The sequence below is a fragment of the Lysobacter sp. 1R34A genome (assembly GCF_051217035.1).
GTDB lineage: Bacteria > Pseudomonadota > Gammaproteobacteria > Xanthomonadales > Xanthomonadaceae > Lysobacter.
On record NZ_JBPKJP010000001.1, the window covers coordinates 212,649 to 230,580 of the forward strand.

At 68.5% G+C, this 17,932-nt stretch carries 13 protein-coding genes; 3 read left to right on the forward strand and 10 right to left on the reverse strand.

Going from position 1 to position 17,932, the window contains the following annotated elements; genetic code table 11:
- Positions 1-748 precede the first annotated feature (748 nt).
- The 5 genes from ACSAMQ_RS00670 to ACSAMQ_RS00690 all read right to left on the reverse strand — a co-directional run bounded on the left by ACSAMQ_RS00670 (position 749) and on the right by ACSAMQ_RS00690 (position 5,581).
- The gene (locus ACSAMQ_RS00670; RefSeq protein ID WP_435393887.1) at positions 749-1,828 is read right to left on the reverse strand and encodes a LacI family DNA-binding transcriptional regulator; all 1,080 of its coding nucleotides are present in this window, start codon (positions 1,826-1,828) and stop codon (positions 749-751) included.
- A 97-nt stretch (positions 1,829-1,925) separates the two neighbouring features.
- Complete coding sequence (locus ACSAMQ_RS00675) at positions 1,926-3,209, reverse strand: TRAP transporter large permease (RefSeq protein ID WP_435393782.1); 1,284 nt, start codon at positions 3,207-3,209, stop codon at positions 1,926-1,928.
- The gene (locus ACSAMQ_RS00680) at positions 3,209-3,739 is read right to left on the reverse strand and encodes a TRAP transporter small permease (protein WP_435393783.1); all 531 of its coding nucleotides are present in this window, start codon (positions 3,737-3,739) and stop codon (positions 3,209-3,211) included. The genes ACSAMQ_RS00675 and ACSAMQ_RS00680 overlap by 1 nt, the downstream gene beginning before the upstream one ends.
- A gap of 10 nt (positions 3,740-3,749) precedes the next feature.
- A complete protein-coding gene (locus ACSAMQ_RS00685; RefSeq protein ID WP_435393784.1) occupies positions 3,750-4,748 on the reverse strand; it encodes a TRAP transporter substrate-binding protein in 999 nt (332 codons plus the stop codon).
- Positions 4,745-5,581, reverse strand: a complete 837-nt coding sequence (locus tag ACSAMQ_RS00690) for a 2-keto-4-pentenoate hydratase (protein ID WP_435393785.1) — start codon at positions 5,579-5,581, stop codon at positions 4,745-4,747. The genes ACSAMQ_RS00685 and ACSAMQ_RS00690 overlap by 4 nt, the downstream gene beginning before the upstream one ends.
- Positions 5,582-5,791: 210 nt before the next feature.
- On the opposite strand from ACSAMQ_RS00690, the gene ACSAMQ_RS00695 reads away from it, so the two are divergent.
- Positions 5,792-7,096, forward strand: coding sequence for a pectate lyase family protein (locus ACSAMQ_RS00695; RefSeq protein ID WP_435393786.1), 1,305 nt, complete (start codon positions 5,792-5,794; stop codon positions 7,094-7,096).
- Between the two features lie 7 nt (positions 7,097-7,103).
- Positions 7,104-8,744, forward strand: a complete 1,641-nt coding sequence (locus ACSAMQ_RS00700; protein ID WP_435393787.1) for a carboxylesterase/lipase family protein — start codon at positions 7,104-7,106, stop codon at positions 8,742-8,744.
- A 185-nt stretch (positions 8,745-8,929) separates the two neighbouring features.
- Here ACSAMQ_RS00700 and ACSAMQ_RS00705 read toward each other — a convergent pair whose 3' ends face one another.
- The gene (locus ACSAMQ_RS00705; protein ID WP_435393788.1) at positions 8,930-9,700 is read right to left on the reverse strand and encodes a rhamnogalacturonan acetylesterase; all 771 of its coding nucleotides are present in this window, start codon (positions 9,698-9,700) and stop codon (positions 8,930-8,932) included.
- Positions 9,701-9,803: 103 nt separating this feature from the next.
- Positions 9,804-12,635, reverse strand: coding sequence for a TonB-dependent receptor (locus tag ACSAMQ_RS00710; RefSeq protein WP_435393789.1), 2,832 nt, complete (start codon positions 12,633-12,635; stop codon positions 9,804-9,806).
- Positions 12,636-12,837: 202 nt separating this feature from the next.
- Between ACSAMQ_RS00710 and ACSAMQ_RS00715 the strand changes: the two genes are divergently transcribed.
- Positions 12,838-13,857: a sugar kinase gene (locus ACSAMQ_RS00715; RefSeq protein WP_435393790.1), complete on the forward strand. Its 1,020-nt coding sequence runs from the start codon at positions 12,838-12,840 to the stop codon at positions 13,855-13,857.
- 230 nt (positions 13,858-14,087) lie between these two features.
- Here the strand turns inward: ACSAMQ_RS00715 and ACSAMQ_RS00720 are convergent, their stop codons facing one another.
- The 3 genes from ACSAMQ_RS00720 to ACSAMQ_RS00730 form a co-directional block, all read right to left on the reverse strand.
- The gene (locus ACSAMQ_RS00720; protein ID WP_435393791.1) at positions 14,088-14,510 is read right to left on the reverse strand and encodes a CBS domain-containing protein; all 423 of its coding nucleotides are present in this window, start codon (positions 14,508-14,510) and stop codon (positions 14,088-14,090) included.
- Between the two features lie 221 nt (positions 14,511-14,731).
- Entirely contained in the window at positions 14,732-16,852 is a 2,121-nt protein-coding gene (locus ACSAMQ_RS00725; RefSeq protein WP_435393792.1) for an amylo-alpha-1,6-glucosidase, read from the reverse strand.
- Position 16,853: 1 nt separating this feature from the next.
- Positions 16,854-17,912: a glycosyltransferase family 4 protein gene (locus tag ACSAMQ_RS00730; RefSeq protein WP_435393793.1), complete on the reverse strand. Its 1,059-nt coding sequence runs from the start codon at positions 17,910-17,912 to the stop codon at positions 16,854-16,856.
- Positions 17,913-17,932 lie beyond the last annotated feature (20 nt).

The window sequence follows — 17,932 nt, forward strand, 5'->3', positions numbered from 1 at the left end:
TCCGGGTCTTCTTAGCCTTCGCGAGTGCGAAGCGGCGCACAGCCACAGCCAAGCCACAGCGAAGCCAGCAATGGCGCGCCGCCGCTTCCTGTAGGAGCGACGTAAGTCGCGACCGCGGAACGCGCGGAGACGCAGGGCTGGCGTTATTTACAGAAACGGCGTGCTTTCGCCGGGTAGGAGCGGCGCAAGCCGCGACCGCGAATCCGCGGCTGCCGGCGCGGTTGATCGGGGCCGCGTGGTCGCGGCTCGCGCCGCTCCTACCCACGAGCGCGACGACTATCGCTATCGAGATTTTGATCGGCATTGCCGCTTTGCCGGTCAATGGAAGACCCGGAGGGCGGCCCGCAGGGAGGCGGGCCGTGCGCCAGCAGGCCAGGGATGGCCTGTCTGGAGCATCCCTGCGTCGGCTTCGATCGTGCGGGCCTTTGATTCCAAGAAAAGCACTTTTCTTTGGTTGCCTTTCTTTGGTTGCTTTGGACAAAAGAAAGTAACCCGCCCCTTTAGTGGCGGAAGCTTTGGGTTTGATCCTGAACCTGATCTTGCTTTAGAGAGACGCCGCAAGGCCGACGCAACGCGGTCGCGGCATGCGCCGCTTCGATGACTGATGTTGGCTTTATGGCCTTTACCCGTCCCTTGGTCGCGACTTGCGTCGCTCCTAGGCTGGCCGTGTCGCGCCGGCCGGGCAATGACGACAGCCATCGTTATTCGGCCGTCTCTTGGAACAGCGCACCATCGACAGCCCTCCCACTCAGCGCGCAGGCGGCTGGCAGGAATCGCGGACGATCAGATGGGGGCGGACGCTGGCGGCGGCCAGGGCCGAGGCGGCGGCGGGTTCGGCCAGCAGCATCGAGGCGGCAATGCGGCCCATGTCGCGGATCGGCAAGCGCACAGAGCTCAACGCCGGCCACAGGCGCGATGCCAGGGGGCTGTCGTCGAAGCCGATCACCGACAGTTCCTGCGGGATGCTGATGCCGGCGCGCAGGGCGACCTTGTAGACGCCGGCGGCCATTTCGTCGTTGCCGGCGAAGATTGCGGTCGGGCGCTGGTTGCCGGCGAGCAGGCGTTCGGCCGAGGCGACGCCGGACTCGAAGGTGTAGCCGGCCTCGACCACGCGCTCGCGCGGCAACTCGATGCCGCGCTTGGCCAGGGCCTCGATGAAGCCGGCGGTGCGTTCGTGCGCCGAGCGATAGCTGTTCGGGCCGGTGATCAGGGCGATGTCGCGATGGCCGAGCGACTGCAGATAGTCGGCGGCCTCGGCCGCGCCGTCGCGGTCGTGGGTGATGACCATGCGCGAGGCCTGGTCCAGCGAGACCGAGGCGATGCGCGAATAGCGGCAGTCGATCTCGGCCAGCATGTCGGCCAGGGCCTGGTCTTCGGATACGCGCGGCACCAGCATCACCCCGTGCAGCTTCTGCTGCTGGACGAAGCGGCGCACGCCGTCGATATAGCCCGGGCTGCGGCTGTCGCAGGGATGGACGACCAGCTCGAAGCCGGAATCGCGGATCGCGTCGAGCGCGCCGTACTGCATGTTGACGATGTACTGCGCGGTCGGGTTGTCGTAGACCATGCCGATCAGGAACGAGCGCCGAAACGCCAGCCCGCGCGCGAACGGGTCCGGGGTGTAGTTGAACTCCCGCATCACCGCTTCGACCCGGTCGCGGGTCTCCTTGTGCACCAGCGGCGACTGGTTGATCACCCGCGAGACGGTCTTCTTCGACACCTCGGCCAGGCGCGCGATGTCGTTGATCGTCTGCGCCTTGCCGGGCACCGCGCTCGCGCTCTTGGCGGCCGGCGGTGCGATACGTTCAGTTTTCTTGCGCGGCGGCATGGACAAGGCGATGGGGACCGTAGGGATGGGGGATTCTAGCCCGCATCGCAGGCCGAGCGCGCCCGCGCCGGCCTGCGGCCACGATCCGCGACCGCGCTCAATGTTTCAGCAGGGCCGGCAGCCACAGCGACAGTTCCGGCACGAAGGTCACCACCAGCAGGACGCCGAGCGCGGACAGCCAGAACGGCCAGATGGTGCGCAAGGTCTCGCCGATGCTGATCTGGCCGATGGCGGTGCCGACGAACAGCACCGAGCCCAGCGGCGGCGAGATCAGGCTGATGCCGCCCTTGAGCACCAGGATGATGCCGAAGTGCACCGGGTCGACGCCGATGGCCTTCGCCAGCGGCAGGAAGATCGGGGTGCAGATGATGATCATCGGCGCCAGGTCCATGAAGGTGCCGAGCACCAGCAGGATCAGGATCATCAGCAACAGCAGCAGGTTCTTGTCGGTGGTCAGGCCGGTCAGGGCCTCGACCGCGGCGGTGGGCACCTGCAGGTAGGCCAGCAGCCAGCCGAACGACGCCGCCGAGGCGATCACGAACAAGATCATGCCGGTGGTGCGGGCGGCGCCGGCGACGGTCTCCAGGAAATCCTTCCAGCGCAGCTTGCGGTAGACCAGGGTGGTGACCAGCAAAGCGTAAACCACGGCGATCGCGGCGCTCTCGACCGCGGTGAAGATGCCGGCGCGGATGCCGACGAAGATCAGCGCGACCAGCGCCAGTCCCGGCAGCGCCGAGACGAAGCGGCGCAGCACGATGCCGAAGCCGGGAAACGGTTCGATCGCGTAGCCGCGCCGGCGCGCGATGATCCAGCAGGTCACCATCAGGGTCACGGTCATCAGCAGCGCCGGCACGATGCCGGCGGCGAACAGGTCGGCGATCGAGATGCTGCCGCCGGCCGAAGCCGAATACAGGATCAGGTTGTGCGAGGGCGGCACCAGCAAGGCCACCATCGCCGCGGTCATGGTGACGTTGACGGCGAAGTCGCGGTCGAAGCCGCGCTTGACCATCTGCGGAATCATCGCCCCGCCGATCGCCGAGACGTCGGCGATGGCCGAGCCGGAGACGCCGCCGAAGAACAGCGACGACAGCACGCTGACCTGGCCCAGGCCGCCGCGCAGATGCCCGACGAGGGCCGAGGCCAGGCCGATCAGGCGCTCGGAGATGCCGCCGCGCAGCATGATCTCCCCGGCGAAGATGAAGAGCGGGATCGCGATCAGCGAGGCCGAGCCGGCGCCCGCGGCGGTCTGCTGGACCACCACGATCGGCGGCAGGCCGATGTACATCAGCGTCGCCAGCGCCGCAGACGACAGCGAATACGCGACCGGCACGCCGATCAGCAAAAGCGCGGCGAACACGCCGAACAGAATCGTGACTTCCATCAGGGGCTCCCTTCGATGCGGGGCGACGGCGCGTATGCCTGGACGATGCGTTGCAGCGCGAACACGGTCATCAGCGCGCCGCCGATCGCCATCGGCGCGAAGGCGGCGCTTTGTGGCAGGGACGCGCCGGCCATCGGAATGTCGAGCCCGTCGAGCAGCAGTTCGCCGCCCCAGAACGCCAGCGCGGCGCCGATGAGCGCGATCACCGCCTGCGACAGTGCGGTCAGGAACCGCCGCAGCGGCGGCGGCGCGACGTGCAGCAGGATGAAGAAACCGAAGTGCGCGCCGCGATGCACGCCGGCCGCGGCGCCGAAGCTCATCGCGGTATTGAGCAGGATCAGCGCGACCGGCTCGGTCCAGCCGGGCGAGTCGTTGATGACGTAACGGGCGAACACCTGTACCGCCTGGACCACGACCATGCCGACCAGCGCCGCGCCGGCGATGGCGACGGCGACGGAGGCCACACGGTCGAGCAGGCCGCTCGGCGCGGGAGGGAGAACCTGTGGATCGACATCGCGTGCTTCATTCACGGGTAGGGCCTCAAGCCAGTGAGCGTACGTCGCGGTACAGCGCTTCGAGCGCGGGCACGCGGTGGTAGTCGTCCAACAACGGCGCCACCGCCTTGCGGAACGCAGGCAGGTCGCAATCGTTCATCTGCACCCCGGCCTCGACCAGGGTGCGCCGCGCCACCGCCTCGGACTCGTCCCACAGGCGCCGCATCACCGCCACCGAGGCCCGGGCGATCTCCAGCAGCAGGCCGCGGTCGTGCGGGGCCAGGGCGTCGTGGCTGCGTTTCGACATCAGCAGCACGTCCGGCGCGTACGAGTGCTCGCTCTGCGACCAATGGCGGGCGGCCTCGAACTGCCGGCTCGAATGAAAACTGCGCAGGTTGTTCTCGGCCCCGTCGATCAGATGGGTCTGCAGGGCCGAGAACACTTCCCCGTAGGCCAGCGGGGTGGGGTTGCCGCCGAGCAGGCGGATCATCCGCATGAAGATGTCCGACGACGGCACCCGGAACTTGAGCCCGCGCATGTCGGCCGGCGTGCGGATCGGCTGGCGCACGTTGTAGAAGCAGCGCGCCCCGCAGTCGTACATCGCCAGGCCGACCAGGTCCCGGGCGGCGAAGCCGCGCAGCACCCGCGCGCCGACCGGGCCGTCGAGTACCCGGCGCAGATGCGCGACCGAATCGAATACGTACGGCAGCGACAACACCTGGGTCAGCGGAAACGCGTTGTTGAGCGCACCGCTGTAGACGCGGGTGATGTCGATCGCGCCGAAGCGCGCCATGTCGATCGCCTCGGACTCGCGGCCGAGCTGGCCGGAGTGGTACATGCGCAGGCGCAGGCGGCCGCCGGTCGCCTGTTCGAGTTCGCGGCCGATCCAGTCGACCGCGGCGACCGTGGGATAGTCCTTGACGTGCACGTCGGTGGCGGTCAGCACGCGGGTGTCGCCGCCGCTGCCGCCCCAAGAAGCCGAGGCCACGCCCGCCGATACGCCGGCGGCGCCGAGGCCGAGCAGGAACTTGCGTCGTGTGCTCATGGCCGGCGCTCCGTGGTCGCGATGGCGGTGGCGGTCTCGCAGCCCAGGCGGCCCCAGCGACCGAAGTCCACGCGGGCGGACTGACCGGCGAGGATGTCGTGGATGCCGGTGGCCGCGCCAGTGGTGACGTGCATGCCGGCCTTGAGCGGATGGCCGCGCCGGGCGCAGCGCCCCAGGGCGAAGGCCAGGGCCGCCAGCGGCCCGCCGGGGATCGAAGCCGCGCCGCCGGTGCCGACCGGACGCTGATCGATGAAGCTTTCGCAGGTCAGCTCGCGGTCGTCGAGCCGGCGCCACTCGGCGATCGCCGGGCCGACGATCAGGCCGGCGTTGTTGCCGAAGTCCGACACCACCACCGCCGGGCCGAGCCGATTAATGGAGGCCAGCGGGCTGCCGGCCAGCTCGATGCCTATGGACAGGCTGGCGACCAGATCGGCGGCTTCCTCCTCGCTGTATTCGGTCTTGCCGGCCGGGGCGTCGCTGCCGAGGGTGAATACGTATTCGGCTTCGATCGCGGCGAAGCCGCGCTCGATCACTGGGAAGCGGCCGCGTTGTCCCGCCGGGACATTCTGCACCGCGCCGGCGAAGATCGGACCGACCAGGCGGTCCTCGCCGAGCGTGGCCTGCCAGGCGTCCGGAATGCGCCCGACTTTCCACCCGGCGACGGCGCGATGCCACAGCGCGATGGCCTGGTCCTGGATCCGGTAGCCGGCGTCCAAAGTCTGCGGCTGCGGGCCTGGATAAGCCTCTAGCGCCTTCGCGTCGAGCCGGGCTCGCACCAGGCGGATGGCGATCGCCAGCTCGTCGCGCTGGTCATCGAACGGGTGTGTTGGCATGCCTGGACGGTCCCCCCGGGGCTCGATTGTGCGTCCGGGTGTTGTATAGGAAACCGGTGTCATTGACAATCCGGCGTATGCTCGAATCAGACCGGGGAGGGTGCGATGGGGAGTGGCGAGATGGGGCGAGGCATCGGCGGCAAGGCCGCGAACTTGGCGCGGCGCGATAAGCGGAACACGGCGTGCGGCGTTCTGCTCGCGGTACTGGCCGTGATCGCCGGGGTCGCGACCGCGCAGCCCGCGGCCGCCCCGAACCGCGACGGCGCGGCGCAGCCTCTGGCCTTTCCCGGCGCGATGGGCTGGGCGGCGCATACCCCGGCCGGACGCGGCGGCCAGATCCTGCGCGTCACCACCCTGGCCGGCGAAGGCCCCGGTTCGTTCGCCGAAGCGGTGGCGACGCCGGGCCCGCGCATCATCGTGTTCGAAGTCGCCGGCGTGATCGACCTGGGCCGCAAGGAACTGCGCATCAGCGAGCCCTACCTGACCATCGCCGGCCAGACCGCGCCGCAACCGGGCGTGACCTTCATCCGGGGCGGCCTGACCATCGCCACCCACGACGTGGTCGTGCGGCATATCCGGATACGGCCCGGAGAGGCCGGGCTGGAAAAACGCGCCGGGGTGGATTTCGACGCCATCAACACCGTGCGCGGCGCCCGCGACGTGATCGTCGATCATTGCTCGCTGAGCTGGGCCACCGACGAAAACCTGTCGGCCTCGAGCACCCGTTTCGCCGGCGAAAGCGAGGCCGCGTGGAGACAGGCGGCTTCCCGGCGCATCACCTTCAGCAACAACCTGATCGCCGAGGGCCTGGCCAATGCCACTCACGGCAAGGGGGAGCATTCCAAGGGCACGCTGATCCACGACCACGTCAACGATGTGCTGATCGTGGGCAATCTGTATGCGCACAACTACGAACGCAATCCGCTGTTCAAGGGCGGCGCGCGCGGACAGGTCCTCAACAACCTGATCTACGACCCGGGACAACGGGCGGTGCACTACAACCTGATCGCCGAGGAGTGGCTCGGGCACGCTTATTCCGAAGGCGAACTGGTGCTGCGCGGCAACGTGATGCGCGCCGGGCCTTCCACCGAAGACGTCGCCTTGCTGATGGTCGGCGGTTCGGGCGATCTGGCCTATTACGCCGACGACAACCTTGCGGTCGACCGGCTCGGCCGGCCGCTGCCGCAAACCGGGCGCTACACCACCACGCCGCTCGCCCTGACCCGAATGAAGAAGGCGCCGGCCTTGCCGTTCGGAGTGCGCCTGCTGCCGGCGTCGAAGGTGCAGGACGCGGTCATCGCCGAGGCCGGTGCGCGGCCCTGGGACCGCGACGACATCGATCGCCGGATCCTGGCCGATACGGTCGAAGGCCGCGGCAAGATCATCGACAGCGAGAACGAGGTCGGCGGCTATCCGAAGGTCGAGCCGACCCGGCAAGCCTTCGTCCCGGCCGACTGGGACCTGGCGACGATGGAGCCGCTGAAGCCGCTGCCGCGCCGCGCGCCGCTGCGCTGAAGCCGCGATGCAGGATCCAGGGCGCCGCGACAGCTTGAAAGCGCTTGCAGGCGCGTTGGCCGGCGCCTGCCTGACGTCCGCGGCCGTGGCGGCCGCTACAGAAGTCCCGTCCTCGGCGGCGAGGGCGGCCGCCTGTGCGCATCCGAGCACGGAGAGCCCGGTCGCTGCGACCCGCAGCGGCCGCGTCCGCGGTTACCGGGACCGCGGCGTGCTGGTATTCAAGGGCATCCCCTACGGCGCCGACACCTCGACGCGGCGTTTCCTGCCGGCGCTGCGCGAGCGGCCCTGGCAGGGCGTTCGCGATGCGCTCGCACACGGCGCGTCGGCGCCGCAACGCACACCGGACGGCGGCATCGGCGAAGACTGCCTGTACGCGAACGTGTCCACTCCGGCCCTGCGCGACGGCGGCGCGCGGCCGGTGCTGGTGTATCTCCACGGCGGCGGCTACGACAGCGGCTCGGGCAGCAGCCCGCTGTACGACGGCGTGCGCCTGTGCCGGCGCGGCGATGTCGTGGTGATCACACTCAATCATCGCTTGAACGCCTTCGGTTATCTGTACCTCGCCCAGCTCGGCGGCGACGAATTCGCCTGGTCCGGCAACGTCGGCCAGCTCGATCTGGTCCAGGCCCTGCACTGGGTGCGCGAGCATGCGGCCGAGTTCGGCGGCGACGCGCGCAACGTGACCCTGTTCGGCCAGTCCGGCGGCGGCGCCAAGATCGCCACCTTGATGGCGATGCCGGCAGCGCGAGGCCTGTTTCACCGCGCCATGACCATGAGCGGGCAGCAGGTCACCGCGGCCGGGCCGCGCGCAGCGACCCAGCGCGCGCAGCGTCTGCTCGACGCGCTGAAGATCGCGCCGAAAAATCTCGCGCGGCTGCGCAGCCTGCCGATGCAGACCCTGGTCGAGGCGACCTCGCTGCGCGATGTCTCGCGCGTCGAAGACACCGCGCTGTATTTCGGGCCGGTGCTGGACGGCAAATCCCTGCATCGGCATCCGTTCTATCCCGATGCGCCGGCGCAATCGGCGGCGATCCCGATGGTGATCGGCAACACCCGCGACGAGACCCGCGCCTTCCTCGCCGGCGATGCGGCGAACCTGGCCCTGGACTGGGAGCGTCTGCCTGGCAAACTCCGCGAGCACCAGTACGTCGACCTGGATCCGGCCACGGTGATCGCCGAATACCGGCGCCTGTACCCCGACTACACGCCCTCGCAGATCTTCTTCGCCGCGACCACCGCCGGCCGCTCCTGGCGCGCGGCGATCATCGAGGCCGAAGCCCGCGCGCGCCAGGGCGCGCCGGCCTGGGTCTATCAACTGGACTGGGGCTCGCCGCTCGACGACGGGCGCTGGGGCGCGATGCACACCCTCGACATCGCCCTGGTGTTCGACAACACCGGGCAGGCCGGCGCGCGCACCGGCGACGGGGAGCAGGCGCGGGCGCTGGCGGCGCACATGAGCGAGGCCCTGATCGCCCTGGCCCGGCACGGCGACCCGAACCACGAGGGCCTGCCGGCCTGGCCGCCGTACTCTTTGCAGCGGCGCGAAACCCTGCTGTTCGACACCCAACCGCGCCTGGCCGAAGACCCGCGCGGCGGCGAGCGCAGGCTCTACGAACGCGTGCCGTTCGTGCAGCGCGGCACTTTGTAGCCGGAGCGAGGAGTGAGTAGGGAAGTGAGGAACGAGTAACGAGTAACGTGCAACGAGTAACGTGCAACGAGTAACGTGCAACGAGTCGCGTCCCGAAGGCCGCACCGGTTCCTGGTTCCTAGTTACTCACTTCTCACTCCTCGACACTCACTTCTCACTCCTCACTTCTCGCTTCTCACTCCTCTTCACTCACCCCTAGCCAGCACGCAACGCCCCGGCCGGCCCAGCGCGGCACTCAACGGCAGGTCGAGCAGGCGTAGCCCATCGACGACTTCCGCGGCCATGCAGCGCGCGCCCATCGGCGAGAAATGGGTGTCGTCGCTCAAGCCGTCCGGGTAGTTGCGGTGTTCGCCCGCGGGCAGCCACAGGAACAAGGCCTTGGAGCGTTGATCGCCCCAAGCGCCAAGCACGGCCTGGCTGCGCCGCTCCATGTCGATCAGGGCCACCGCGCGCTCGGCCGCGACTTGCCGGACCAGGCCGGGGTATTCGCCGTGACTGTCGAGAACCGCGCCGGCGTGGTCGAAGCGGCGTCGCGCCACCGGCGTGAGCAGCACCGCGGTGGCGCCGCGCTCGCGGACCTGGTCGACGAAGCGTTCCAGGTTGCGGCGGTAGTCGGCCGGCGGCGTGTATCGGTCGGCCTTGTGCATGGACTGGTCGTTGTGGCCGAACTGGATCAACACGTAATCGCCCGCGCCGAGGTCGTCGAGCAGGTCCTGCCAGCGGCCTTCCTCGATGAACGTGCGGGTACTGCGGCCGTTCATCGCGCGGTTGTCGAGCCGGGCGCGGCCGGCCCGCAGTTGCGCCGCGAAGGCCTCGCCCCAGCCGGTCTCGGGCCGTTTCTCTTCGCGCTTGATCGACATGGTCGAATCGCCGGCGAGGAATACGGTCGGCACCGGGCCGGCGCAGGAGAGCAGCGGCCATCCGGCCAGGCAAGCGATCAGCAGCAGGTTACGCATCGACGCACCGGTGAGGAAAGGGCAGGGAACCGTCGTGCGGATTCGGCCGAGGCCGGTACGGCTCATTCGAGAGCCGCACCGGTCCGCGACGCGACGCGGCGGCTTACAGCTTGAAGCGCAGGCCGAGGAAGTACTGGCGTCCGGTGTGGTGATAGACCGAGACGCGATCGGCCAGCGAATCCACCCACTGGTCGTTGTATTCGTCGGTCAGGTTGAGGCCTTCCAGAGTCAGTTCGAGCTTGTCGTTGATCTTCCACGACGCCGACATGTCGATCGTGGTGGTGCCCTTGGTGCCTTCGACGTCGGCGTTGTTGCGGCCCGGGACCGTGGTCAGGTAATCGTCGCGGTAGGCGGCCGAGACCCGCGCACTGAAACGCTCGCCTTCGTAGTACAGGGTCGCGTTGTAGGCGTTCTTGGACAGCCCGACCAGGTCGGTCTTGAGCGCCGAGGCGCCCGCGGCGGTGACGTACTGGATCTTCGAATCGACGTAGGTGTAGTTGAACTGCACGCCGAAATCGTTCCAGAAGCCCGGCAGGAAGCTGAAGGGCTGTTGATAGCTGAACTCGACGCCGCGCAGTTTGCCGCCCGGCGTGTTGACCGGGATGTTGAACTGGAACTCGTCGGTCGGCAGCGCGCCGGTGCCGGCCAGCAACTCGTTGGGCAGGCCTGAGGTGTTGTAGGGGCGGATCTCGCGCGAGGTCTGCACGAAGCTGTCGATGTTCTTGTAGAAGAACCCCAGGCCGAGCAACGCTTCTTCGGCGAAATACCATTCCAGGCCGAGGTCGTAGGTCTTGGCGCGGAACGGGTCGAGCAGGGGGTTGCCGCCGGCGACGACGCGGTTGCCGCCGCTCACGCTGACGGTCACGCCCGGGGTCAGATTGGCCAGGCCCGGGCGCGACATCACCTTAGCCGCGCCGAAGCGGATCAGGAAGTCCGGGGTGATGTCGGCGACCAGGTTCAACGAGGGCAGGGTGTCGTTGTATTCGCGCTCGACCGTGGTCAGCACCGGCGTGGTGCCGGCCAGGGCGAAGCCGGTCGAGGACTGCTTGGTCTTGACGTGGCGCACGCCGAGGTTGCCGCTGATTGGGATCTCGCCCAGGTTGGTCGAGAAATCGGTCTGCAGGTAATAGCCCAGGTCCTTTTCCTCGACGCTGCGGTTGTTGCCGCGGGCGCTGGCCACGTCCGGCGACAAGGCGAAGGTCCCGGAGTTGCTGTAGATGTCGAACAGCCGGTTAAACGCATCGATGTCCGGGATCAGCCAGCGCGAATCGTTGGCGCCGCCGACGCTGGTGCCGTGCAGGGCGACCGAGCGGGTCAGGTCGGCCAGATGGGTGCCGGCCGGCAACGAGGGCACGGCCAGCTCGGAAACACGACGCATCTCGCTGCTGTCGAACTGGTATTTCTTCGACTGGATGCCGCCCTTAAGCTTGAAGCCCGGGGCGAGGGTCCAACGGAAATCCAGTTGCCGGTTATCGAAGGTGTTTTCCGAGGCCTGGGGGCGCAGGCGGATCTCGGACACGCCGTTGGCGAAGCTCCAGGCATTGGGGTCGTTGACGTCGAAGCCGTTGTCGATGACCGGCAGGCGGCTGCTGTCGCGATAGTCGTAGACATAGCCCTGCGCATTGCTGCGGTCGAGGGTGATCGTGGTCTGGATCGGGTTGTCGAACTCGGACTTGGCCCGGCCGATCTGGCCGCTCAGCGCGAAGTCGTCGCTGAACTTGTGTTCGCCGTAGAAATTGGCCTGGGTGAACTTGGTGCTGAGTTCGTCGTAGCGCGCTTCCGAACGCACGTCGACGTTGTTGAAGCGGCCGTAGACCAGGTTGCCGCGCTCGTCGACCTCGCCCTCGAGGACCACGGTCTGCGGCTTGCCGGTGCCGGTGCGGCTGAAGGAAATGCCGTTGAGGAAATTCTCGGTGCGGGTCGCGTCGAACTTGGCGTACAGCAGGTCCAGGCCGAGTTCGGTCTTGTCGCTGGGCTTGAACTGCAGCGCGCTGGTGATGCCCAGGCGCTGCTGGTCGTGCTCCATCACTCCGTAGCGCGGAATGCGCGGATGAAACGTGCCGGGAAGACGGGCGGCGGCGAACGGCGAACTCGCGGCGAACCCGCCGCTGCTCGGGCCGTTGTCCCAGCGCACCGTGCTGTGGCCTTCCTCGACCAGGCGCCGGTCGGTGTAAGCGACCGATAGCAGGGCGCCGAAGCGGCCGTCGGCCCAGGTGTTGCTGATCAGCGCGGTGGCGCGCGGGTCGATGTCCTTGGACAGGTCGTTGAAGCCGAGTTGGCCGCCGGCGACGAAAGTCAGGCCGTCGTAGTCGAAGGGGCGGGCGGTTTGCAGATCGACAGTGGCGCCGAGCGAGCCTTCCTCGACGTCGGCCGAGGCGGTCTTGCGCACTTTCAGGCTGTTGAACAGCTCTGAGGCGAAGACGTTGAAATCGAAACCGCGGCCGCGGTTGGCGCCGCCGGAACTGTCGGTGCCGCCGGCGGTGGTCAGCGCTTCCATGCCGTTGATGCGCACGCGGGTGAAGTCCGGGCCGAGGCCGCGCACCGAGATCTGCCGGCCTTCGCCGGCATCGCGCGCGATCGAGACGCCGGGAATGCGCTGCAGCGATTCGGCGAGGTTCAAGTCGGGAAAGTCGGCGATGTCCTCGGCGACGATCGCGTCGACCACCCCGACTTCCTCGCGCTTGATGTCCAGGGCTTGCTGCAGGCTGGCGCGAAAGCCGGTGACGACGACGGCATCGAGATTCTTGGCGTCCTCGACCGGTGGCTGCGTTGCCGGCGTCTGAACCGCCGGGGTGGACTCCGCGGTTGCGGGCGGGGCCTCGGCCTGCGCCGGTTGTTGCGCGTACCCTGCCGATGGCGACATCGACAGCCCTAGCGCGATGGCGGCGGCGAGCACGGTAACCGGTGTCTTTCTGGTCTCTAGTTGCACTTGCATTCCTCTCCCCTTACGAAGGTGCCAGACCGCTCGGGAGCCGGTCTTGACGGGCTTGCTGCGCCTGATATGGTGTCCCCTGAACAAAAATGACACCGCTGGTCAAAACCCTAACAAAAGCTTGGACGAACAGCATGCTGCGGTGCGCAATCGCTAATGGGAGGCCGGTCACGCCAGGCCGGCGGGTCATTCTGAAGGGGGCGGTATGAGCGGACGAGTCGTATGTTTCGGCGAGTTGTTGCTGCGGCTCGGCGCGCCGGGGCGGCAGCGCCTGCTGCAGTCGCCGCTGTTGGAGGCGCATGTCGGCGGCGCCGAGGCCAACGTCGCCGTGTCGCTGGCCCGGCTGGGGCACGAGGCAGCGATGGTCAGCGTGGTGCCGGACAACCCGCTCGGCGAGGCCGCATGCGGCGAGCTGCGCCGGCACGGTGTCGACACCCGCGCGGTATCGACCGCACCCGGGCGGATGGGCCTGTACTTCCTGGAAACCGGGGCGATCCAACGCCCCAGCCGAGTGTTGTACGACCGCGCCGGCTCGGCGTTCGCGATCGCCGGGACCCGGCCCTACGATTGGCCGGCGCTGCTTGCCGGCGCGGCTTGGCTGCATTTGTCGGGCGTCACCCCGGCGCTCGGCGAACGCGGCGCGGAAGCGGCCATCGTTGCCGCACGCGCTGCCCGCGACGCCGGCGTGCGCGTGTGTTTCGACGGCAATTTCCGCAGCTCGCTGTGGCGGGAATCGAACTGCGAACCGGCGCCGATCCTGTACACCTTGATGAGCCTGGCCGACCTGGCGTTCGCCGATCATCGCGACATCGCGGTGGTGCTGGGAACCAAGGCCGCCGGCTTCGCCGACGCCGAAGACACGGCCGCGGCCGCGCGGCTCGCCTTCGAGACGTTCCCGAATCTGCAACGACTGGCCTGCACCCACCGCGAACAACGCGATGTCGACCATCACCGGCTGTCGGCGTCGCTCTTCCATCGCGACGGCAGCGTGCTGCGCGCCACGCCGAGGGACCTGAGCGGGATCGTCGACCGGATCGGCGCCGGCGACGCGTTCGCCGCGGGCCTGCTGCATGCGCTGTTGAGCGGCATGAGCGACGAACACGGACTGGCCTTCGCCTTGGCGGCGGCGAGCCTGAAGCATTCGGTCCCCGGCGACTTCAACCTGGTCGACCTCCAGGACGTGAACGACCTGATCGCCGGCGGCGGTTTCCACGTGCGTCGCTGACGCCTGCGCCGACGCGCTCAGGCGTCGCGAAGCATTCGACCGACCCGTCCGGCCGCGACGCTGGAACCAACGCGCGGCGGACGATCGGTGACCGATGATCAGTCGTGCGGCGCCTGCGGATGAAAGTCGGCAAAAGGCCGCGTCAGGCGGCATCGGGCCGCCGGGGCGGGTCGGAGCGTACCGTCCCGATCCGCCATTGCCTGCCTTTGCGGTCGCCTACCTACGACGGCTCAATGGGGCTGAGACACCCGCCGGCCGACTTCGGCCTTGATCGAGCGCAGGCTCTGTTCGCGTTCGAGGTCGGCCAGCGACACCATGCCGCACAGCCGACCGTCGTCGTCGACCACGGGCACGCGGCGAATCTGCTCGCGCATCATCAGTTCGGCGCAGTCCTTGACGTCGCTGTCGAGCGGAATCGTCAGGGCCGGGCTGGTCATGCACTCGTGCGCGGCGACCTGGGTCGGGTCCTGGCCGTGGGCGACCAAGCGGACGACGATGTCGCGGTCGGTCACCACACCGACCGGCATGCCGTTTTCGTCGACGATGGGGATCTCGCCGACGTCGTGGTCGAGCATCATCCGGGCCACCTCGCGCAGTCGCGTGGACGAGGTGGCCTTGACCGGCGAGGGCGTCATGATCGCATCTACTTTCACGAGGGTTCTCCTCTTGTCTTGGCTGTTAAGGCTTCCGGGAAGAGCGGCGCGACAGGCGAGCACCCAGGATCAAGCAAGCGCCATCAAGCAAGCGCCGTGCCAGCCGCGCCGCGCGGTGCCGCCGATCCGTAGCCGAGGGCGGCGCTACGTCGCCGGCGAACGCACTGCAGTTTTTTCGCAGGCGGCACCTGTTGCCGCGGCCAGGCTGTGGACGCCTGCATTCAACTGCGCAGGTTGACCGGTATGGCGTGCTCGTTGCGGCTTTCGCTGAACACGCCGACCCGGTCGCCGAATTGCTTGAACACCAGGTCGACCTTCTGGTCGCCCACGATCAGGCCGCGCACCCGCACGTCATCGATGCCTGGCGGCAGGCGTGGGCGATCGACATGCACCACCCCGTGTTCGCCGTCGATCTCCACGCCCAGGCAGGCCTGCAACAACAGGAACGGCGAGCCCGCGGCCCAGGCCTGCGGCAGGCAGGCCACCGGATACGGAATCGGCGGCACGCCGGGGCGGCGAGCGAAGCCGCAATACAGTTCCGGCAGGCGCATGTCGAAGTGCACCGCGGTCTCGAACGCGCTGCGCAGCAAGCGCGCGGCGACGTCGCGGCCGTGGTAGCGGGCGATGCCGCTGGCGCACAGCGCGCTGTCGTGCGGCCACACCGAACCGTTGTGGTAGGACATCGGGTTGTAGCGCGGCTCGCCCTTGGCCAGGGTGCGCAGGCCCCAGCCGGTATAGAACGCCGGCGACATCAGTTGCTCGGCCACGGCCTTGGCCTGGGCCGGCTCGGGCAGGCCGACGTACAGCAGGTGCCCCGGGTTGCTGGCGCGCACCTCGCACAGCCGGCCTTCGCCGTCGACCGCGATGCCGTAGTAGCCGGCCTCGGGCATCCAGAACTTGGCCTGGACGATGTCGCGCAAGCGTTCGGCGCGCGCGTCCCAACGCGCCGCGTTCGCTTCGCCGCGACGGCGTCCGAGATCGGCCATGGCGCGGAACGCCGCATAGGCATAACCCTGCACTTCGATCAGCGCGATCGGCCCGACCGGGAAGCGGCCGTCGGCATGGAACACCGAATCCTCGCTGTCTTTCCAGCCTTGGTTCGCCAGCCCGCTGGCCTCGCGCCGTGCGTAGTCCAGCAGCCCCCAGGGGTTGGCGTCGCAGACGCGCTCGATCCACGCGGTCGCCGCGCTCAGCGCCGGCCACAGCGTATCGATGAAGCCGTGGTCGCCGGTGCGACGCGCATAGGCGCCGGCCAGCAACACGAACAGCGGGGTGGTGTCGACGCCGCCGTAGTACAGGCCGAACGGCAGTTCGCGCAGGCTCGACATTTCGCCCTTGCGGGTTTCGTGCATGATTTTGCCCGGCGCGGAATCGAGGAACGCCGATTCCTCCTGGGCCTGGTGTTCGGCCAGGAAGCGCAGCACGCCGCGGGCCAGTCCCGGGTCGAGCCACAGGGTCTGCAGCGCGGTGATCACCGCATCGCGCCCGAACGGCGTCGAGAACCAAGGGATGCCGGCATAGGGATAGGGGCCGCTGGCCAGTTCGCTGGTCAGCAAGGCCAGATCCGAGCGAGATCGCTGCATCCACTCGTCGAACAGCGGGCCGTTGCTGCTGATCCTGGCGCCGCGCCGCTGGCGATGGCGCATGCGCAGCCGCGCCTGGGTGGCGGCCTGACGGAACCGTTCGCGCGACGGCGGCAATTCGTCGCCGCCGGCCAGGCCGGCCTCGACGTACAGCTCGGTATGCCCGCCGGGCTCGATGCGCAGGTCGATGTCGAGCCCGCCGCCGTCTTCGGCGACGGGTGGCCGCGAGAAGGCGATGAACGAGCTGCGCAGCACCCCGTCGAGCCCGCGGTACTGGAACCGGCGCCGGCAGCTGTCGTCGTGCGAGGCGAGCATTTCGCCGCGGGCCTTACGCACGCTGCCGCGCACTTCGAACATGTCCCGGAAATCGGCGGCGAGTTCGAACCGCAGCGGCAGCACCGCGGTGCGCGAGTCGTAGTTGGTGCAGGAGATCCGCTCGTACATCCGCTCCTGCAGCAGCAGGCGGGTACGAGCGATATGCACCAAGCCCTGCGGCGTGCCGGATTCGCCTATCGGCGACAACGCACGGTTGGTCATATGAGCGACGAAGAACACGTTGTCCCGGGACACCGAGGCGCTCAGCAAGGCCGGGCGGCCGCCGCCGAGGCCCAGGCGGTACAGGCTCAGCAAACGCGTGTCGTCATGGAACAGGCCCTCGGTCGGCCCGGCGATGTCGCCGTAACCGTTGGCGATCAGGAAACTGTCGCCGTCCTTGAGTACGTGGCTGGTGTAGAGAGCGGCGGAGGCGGCCGAGTCCACGTCACGCCCTCAGTCTGAGCCCGCGGTCGCCGAGCCCGACCAGCCCTGCGTACAGGTCCACATAGTCGTGAGCCATGGCCGCGGCAGAGAAGCGGCGCTCGAATACCTCACGCACCCGCTCGCGATCGAGCGAAGCGACGTCGTCGACCGCGGCGACCGCGGCGTCGATCGAATCGACGATATAGCCACTGATGCCCTCGTCGAGCACCTCGGGCACCGAGCCGCAGTTCCAGCCGATCACCGGCGTGCCGCAGGCCATCGCCTCGATCATCACCAAGCCGAACGGTTCGGGCCAATCGATCGGGAACAACAAGGCCGCGGCCTGGCCGAGGAACTCGGCCTTCTGCGCATCGCCGATCTCGCCGACGAACTCCACGCCCGGCGTGTCGAGCAGCGGTTCGATGGTTTCGTGGAAATAGCCCTTGTCGGCCTTGTCGACCTTGGCCGCGATCTTGAGCGGGTAGCCGGCGCGATGAGCGATCTCGATCGCGCGGTCCAGGCGTTTCTCCGGCGAGATGCGGCCGAGGAAGGCCAGGTAGCCGCCGCTGGGCCGGGCCACGAACGGGTACAGATCGGTCGGCAGGCCGTGGTAGACCGTACCCAGCCAGCGCGCCCTGGGCAGCGGCCGGCGTTGATGATTGGAAATCGAGACCAGCGGGTAGCGCGACCAGCGCTTGTAGGCGTCGGGCAGGTCCTTGTGGTCCAGGCGCCCGTGCAAGGTGGTCAGGGTGCGGTCGGCGCGGTCTTCGAAGAACGGGAAATGCAGCAGGTCGACGTGAAAATGCAGCAGGTCGAATTCGCCGGCGCGTTGCTGCACCTCGTGCATCATGTTCAGGTGCGCGGCCACGTTGGATTTCAACGGGCTCGGGTCGAGCCGCAGGGCCTGGTCGCGGACCGGCACCAGTTCGGCCTTGGTGACCGCGTCGGCGGCGGCGAACAAGGTGACCTGATGGCCGGCTTCGACCAGCGCGTCGCTGAGGTGCGCGACCACGCGCTCGGTGCCGCCGTACAGGCGCGGCGGCACGGACTCGTAGAGAGGGGAAATCTGCGCGATCTTCATAATGCGTTCTTGCCTATATT

Coding starts and splice junctions, on each gene's coding strand:
- ACSAMQ_RS00705 (WP_435393788.1), bottom strand. CDS start 9,700: ATGCGTAACCTGCTGCTGATCGCTTGCCTGGCCGGATGGCCGCTGCTC.
- ACSAMQ_RS00710 (WP_435393789.1), bottom strand. CDS start 12,635: ATGCAAGTGCAACTAGAGACCAGAAAGACACCGGTTACCGTGCTCGCC.
- ACSAMQ_RS00670 (WP_435393887.1), bottom strand. CDS start 1,828: ATGCCGCCGCGCAAGAAAACTGAACGTATCGCACCGCCGGCCGCCAAG.
- ACSAMQ_RS00675 (WP_435393782.1), bottom strand. CDS start 3,209: ATGGAAGTCACGATTCTGTTCGGCGTGTTCGCCGCGCTTTTGCTGATC.
- ACSAMQ_RS00685 (WP_435393784.1), bottom strand. CDS start 4,748: ATGAGCACACGACGCAAGTTCCTGCTCGGCCTCGGCGCCGCCGGCGTA.
- ACSAMQ_RS00715 (WP_435393790.1), top strand. CDS start 12,838: ATGAGCGGACGAGTCGTATGTTTCGGCGAGTTGTTGCTGCGGCTCGGC.
- ACSAMQ_RS00700 (WP_435393787.1), top strand. CDS start 7,104: ATGCAGGATCCAGGGCGCCGCGACAGCTTGAAAGCGCTTGCAGGCGCG.
- ACSAMQ_RS00730 (WP_435393793.1), bottom strand. CDS start 17,912: ATGAAGATCGCGCAGATTTCCCCTCTCTACGAGTCCGTGCCGCCGCGC.
- ACSAMQ_RS00690 (WP_435393785.1), bottom strand. CDS start 5,581: ATGCCAACACACCCGTTCGATGACCAGCGCGACGAGCTGGCGATCGCC.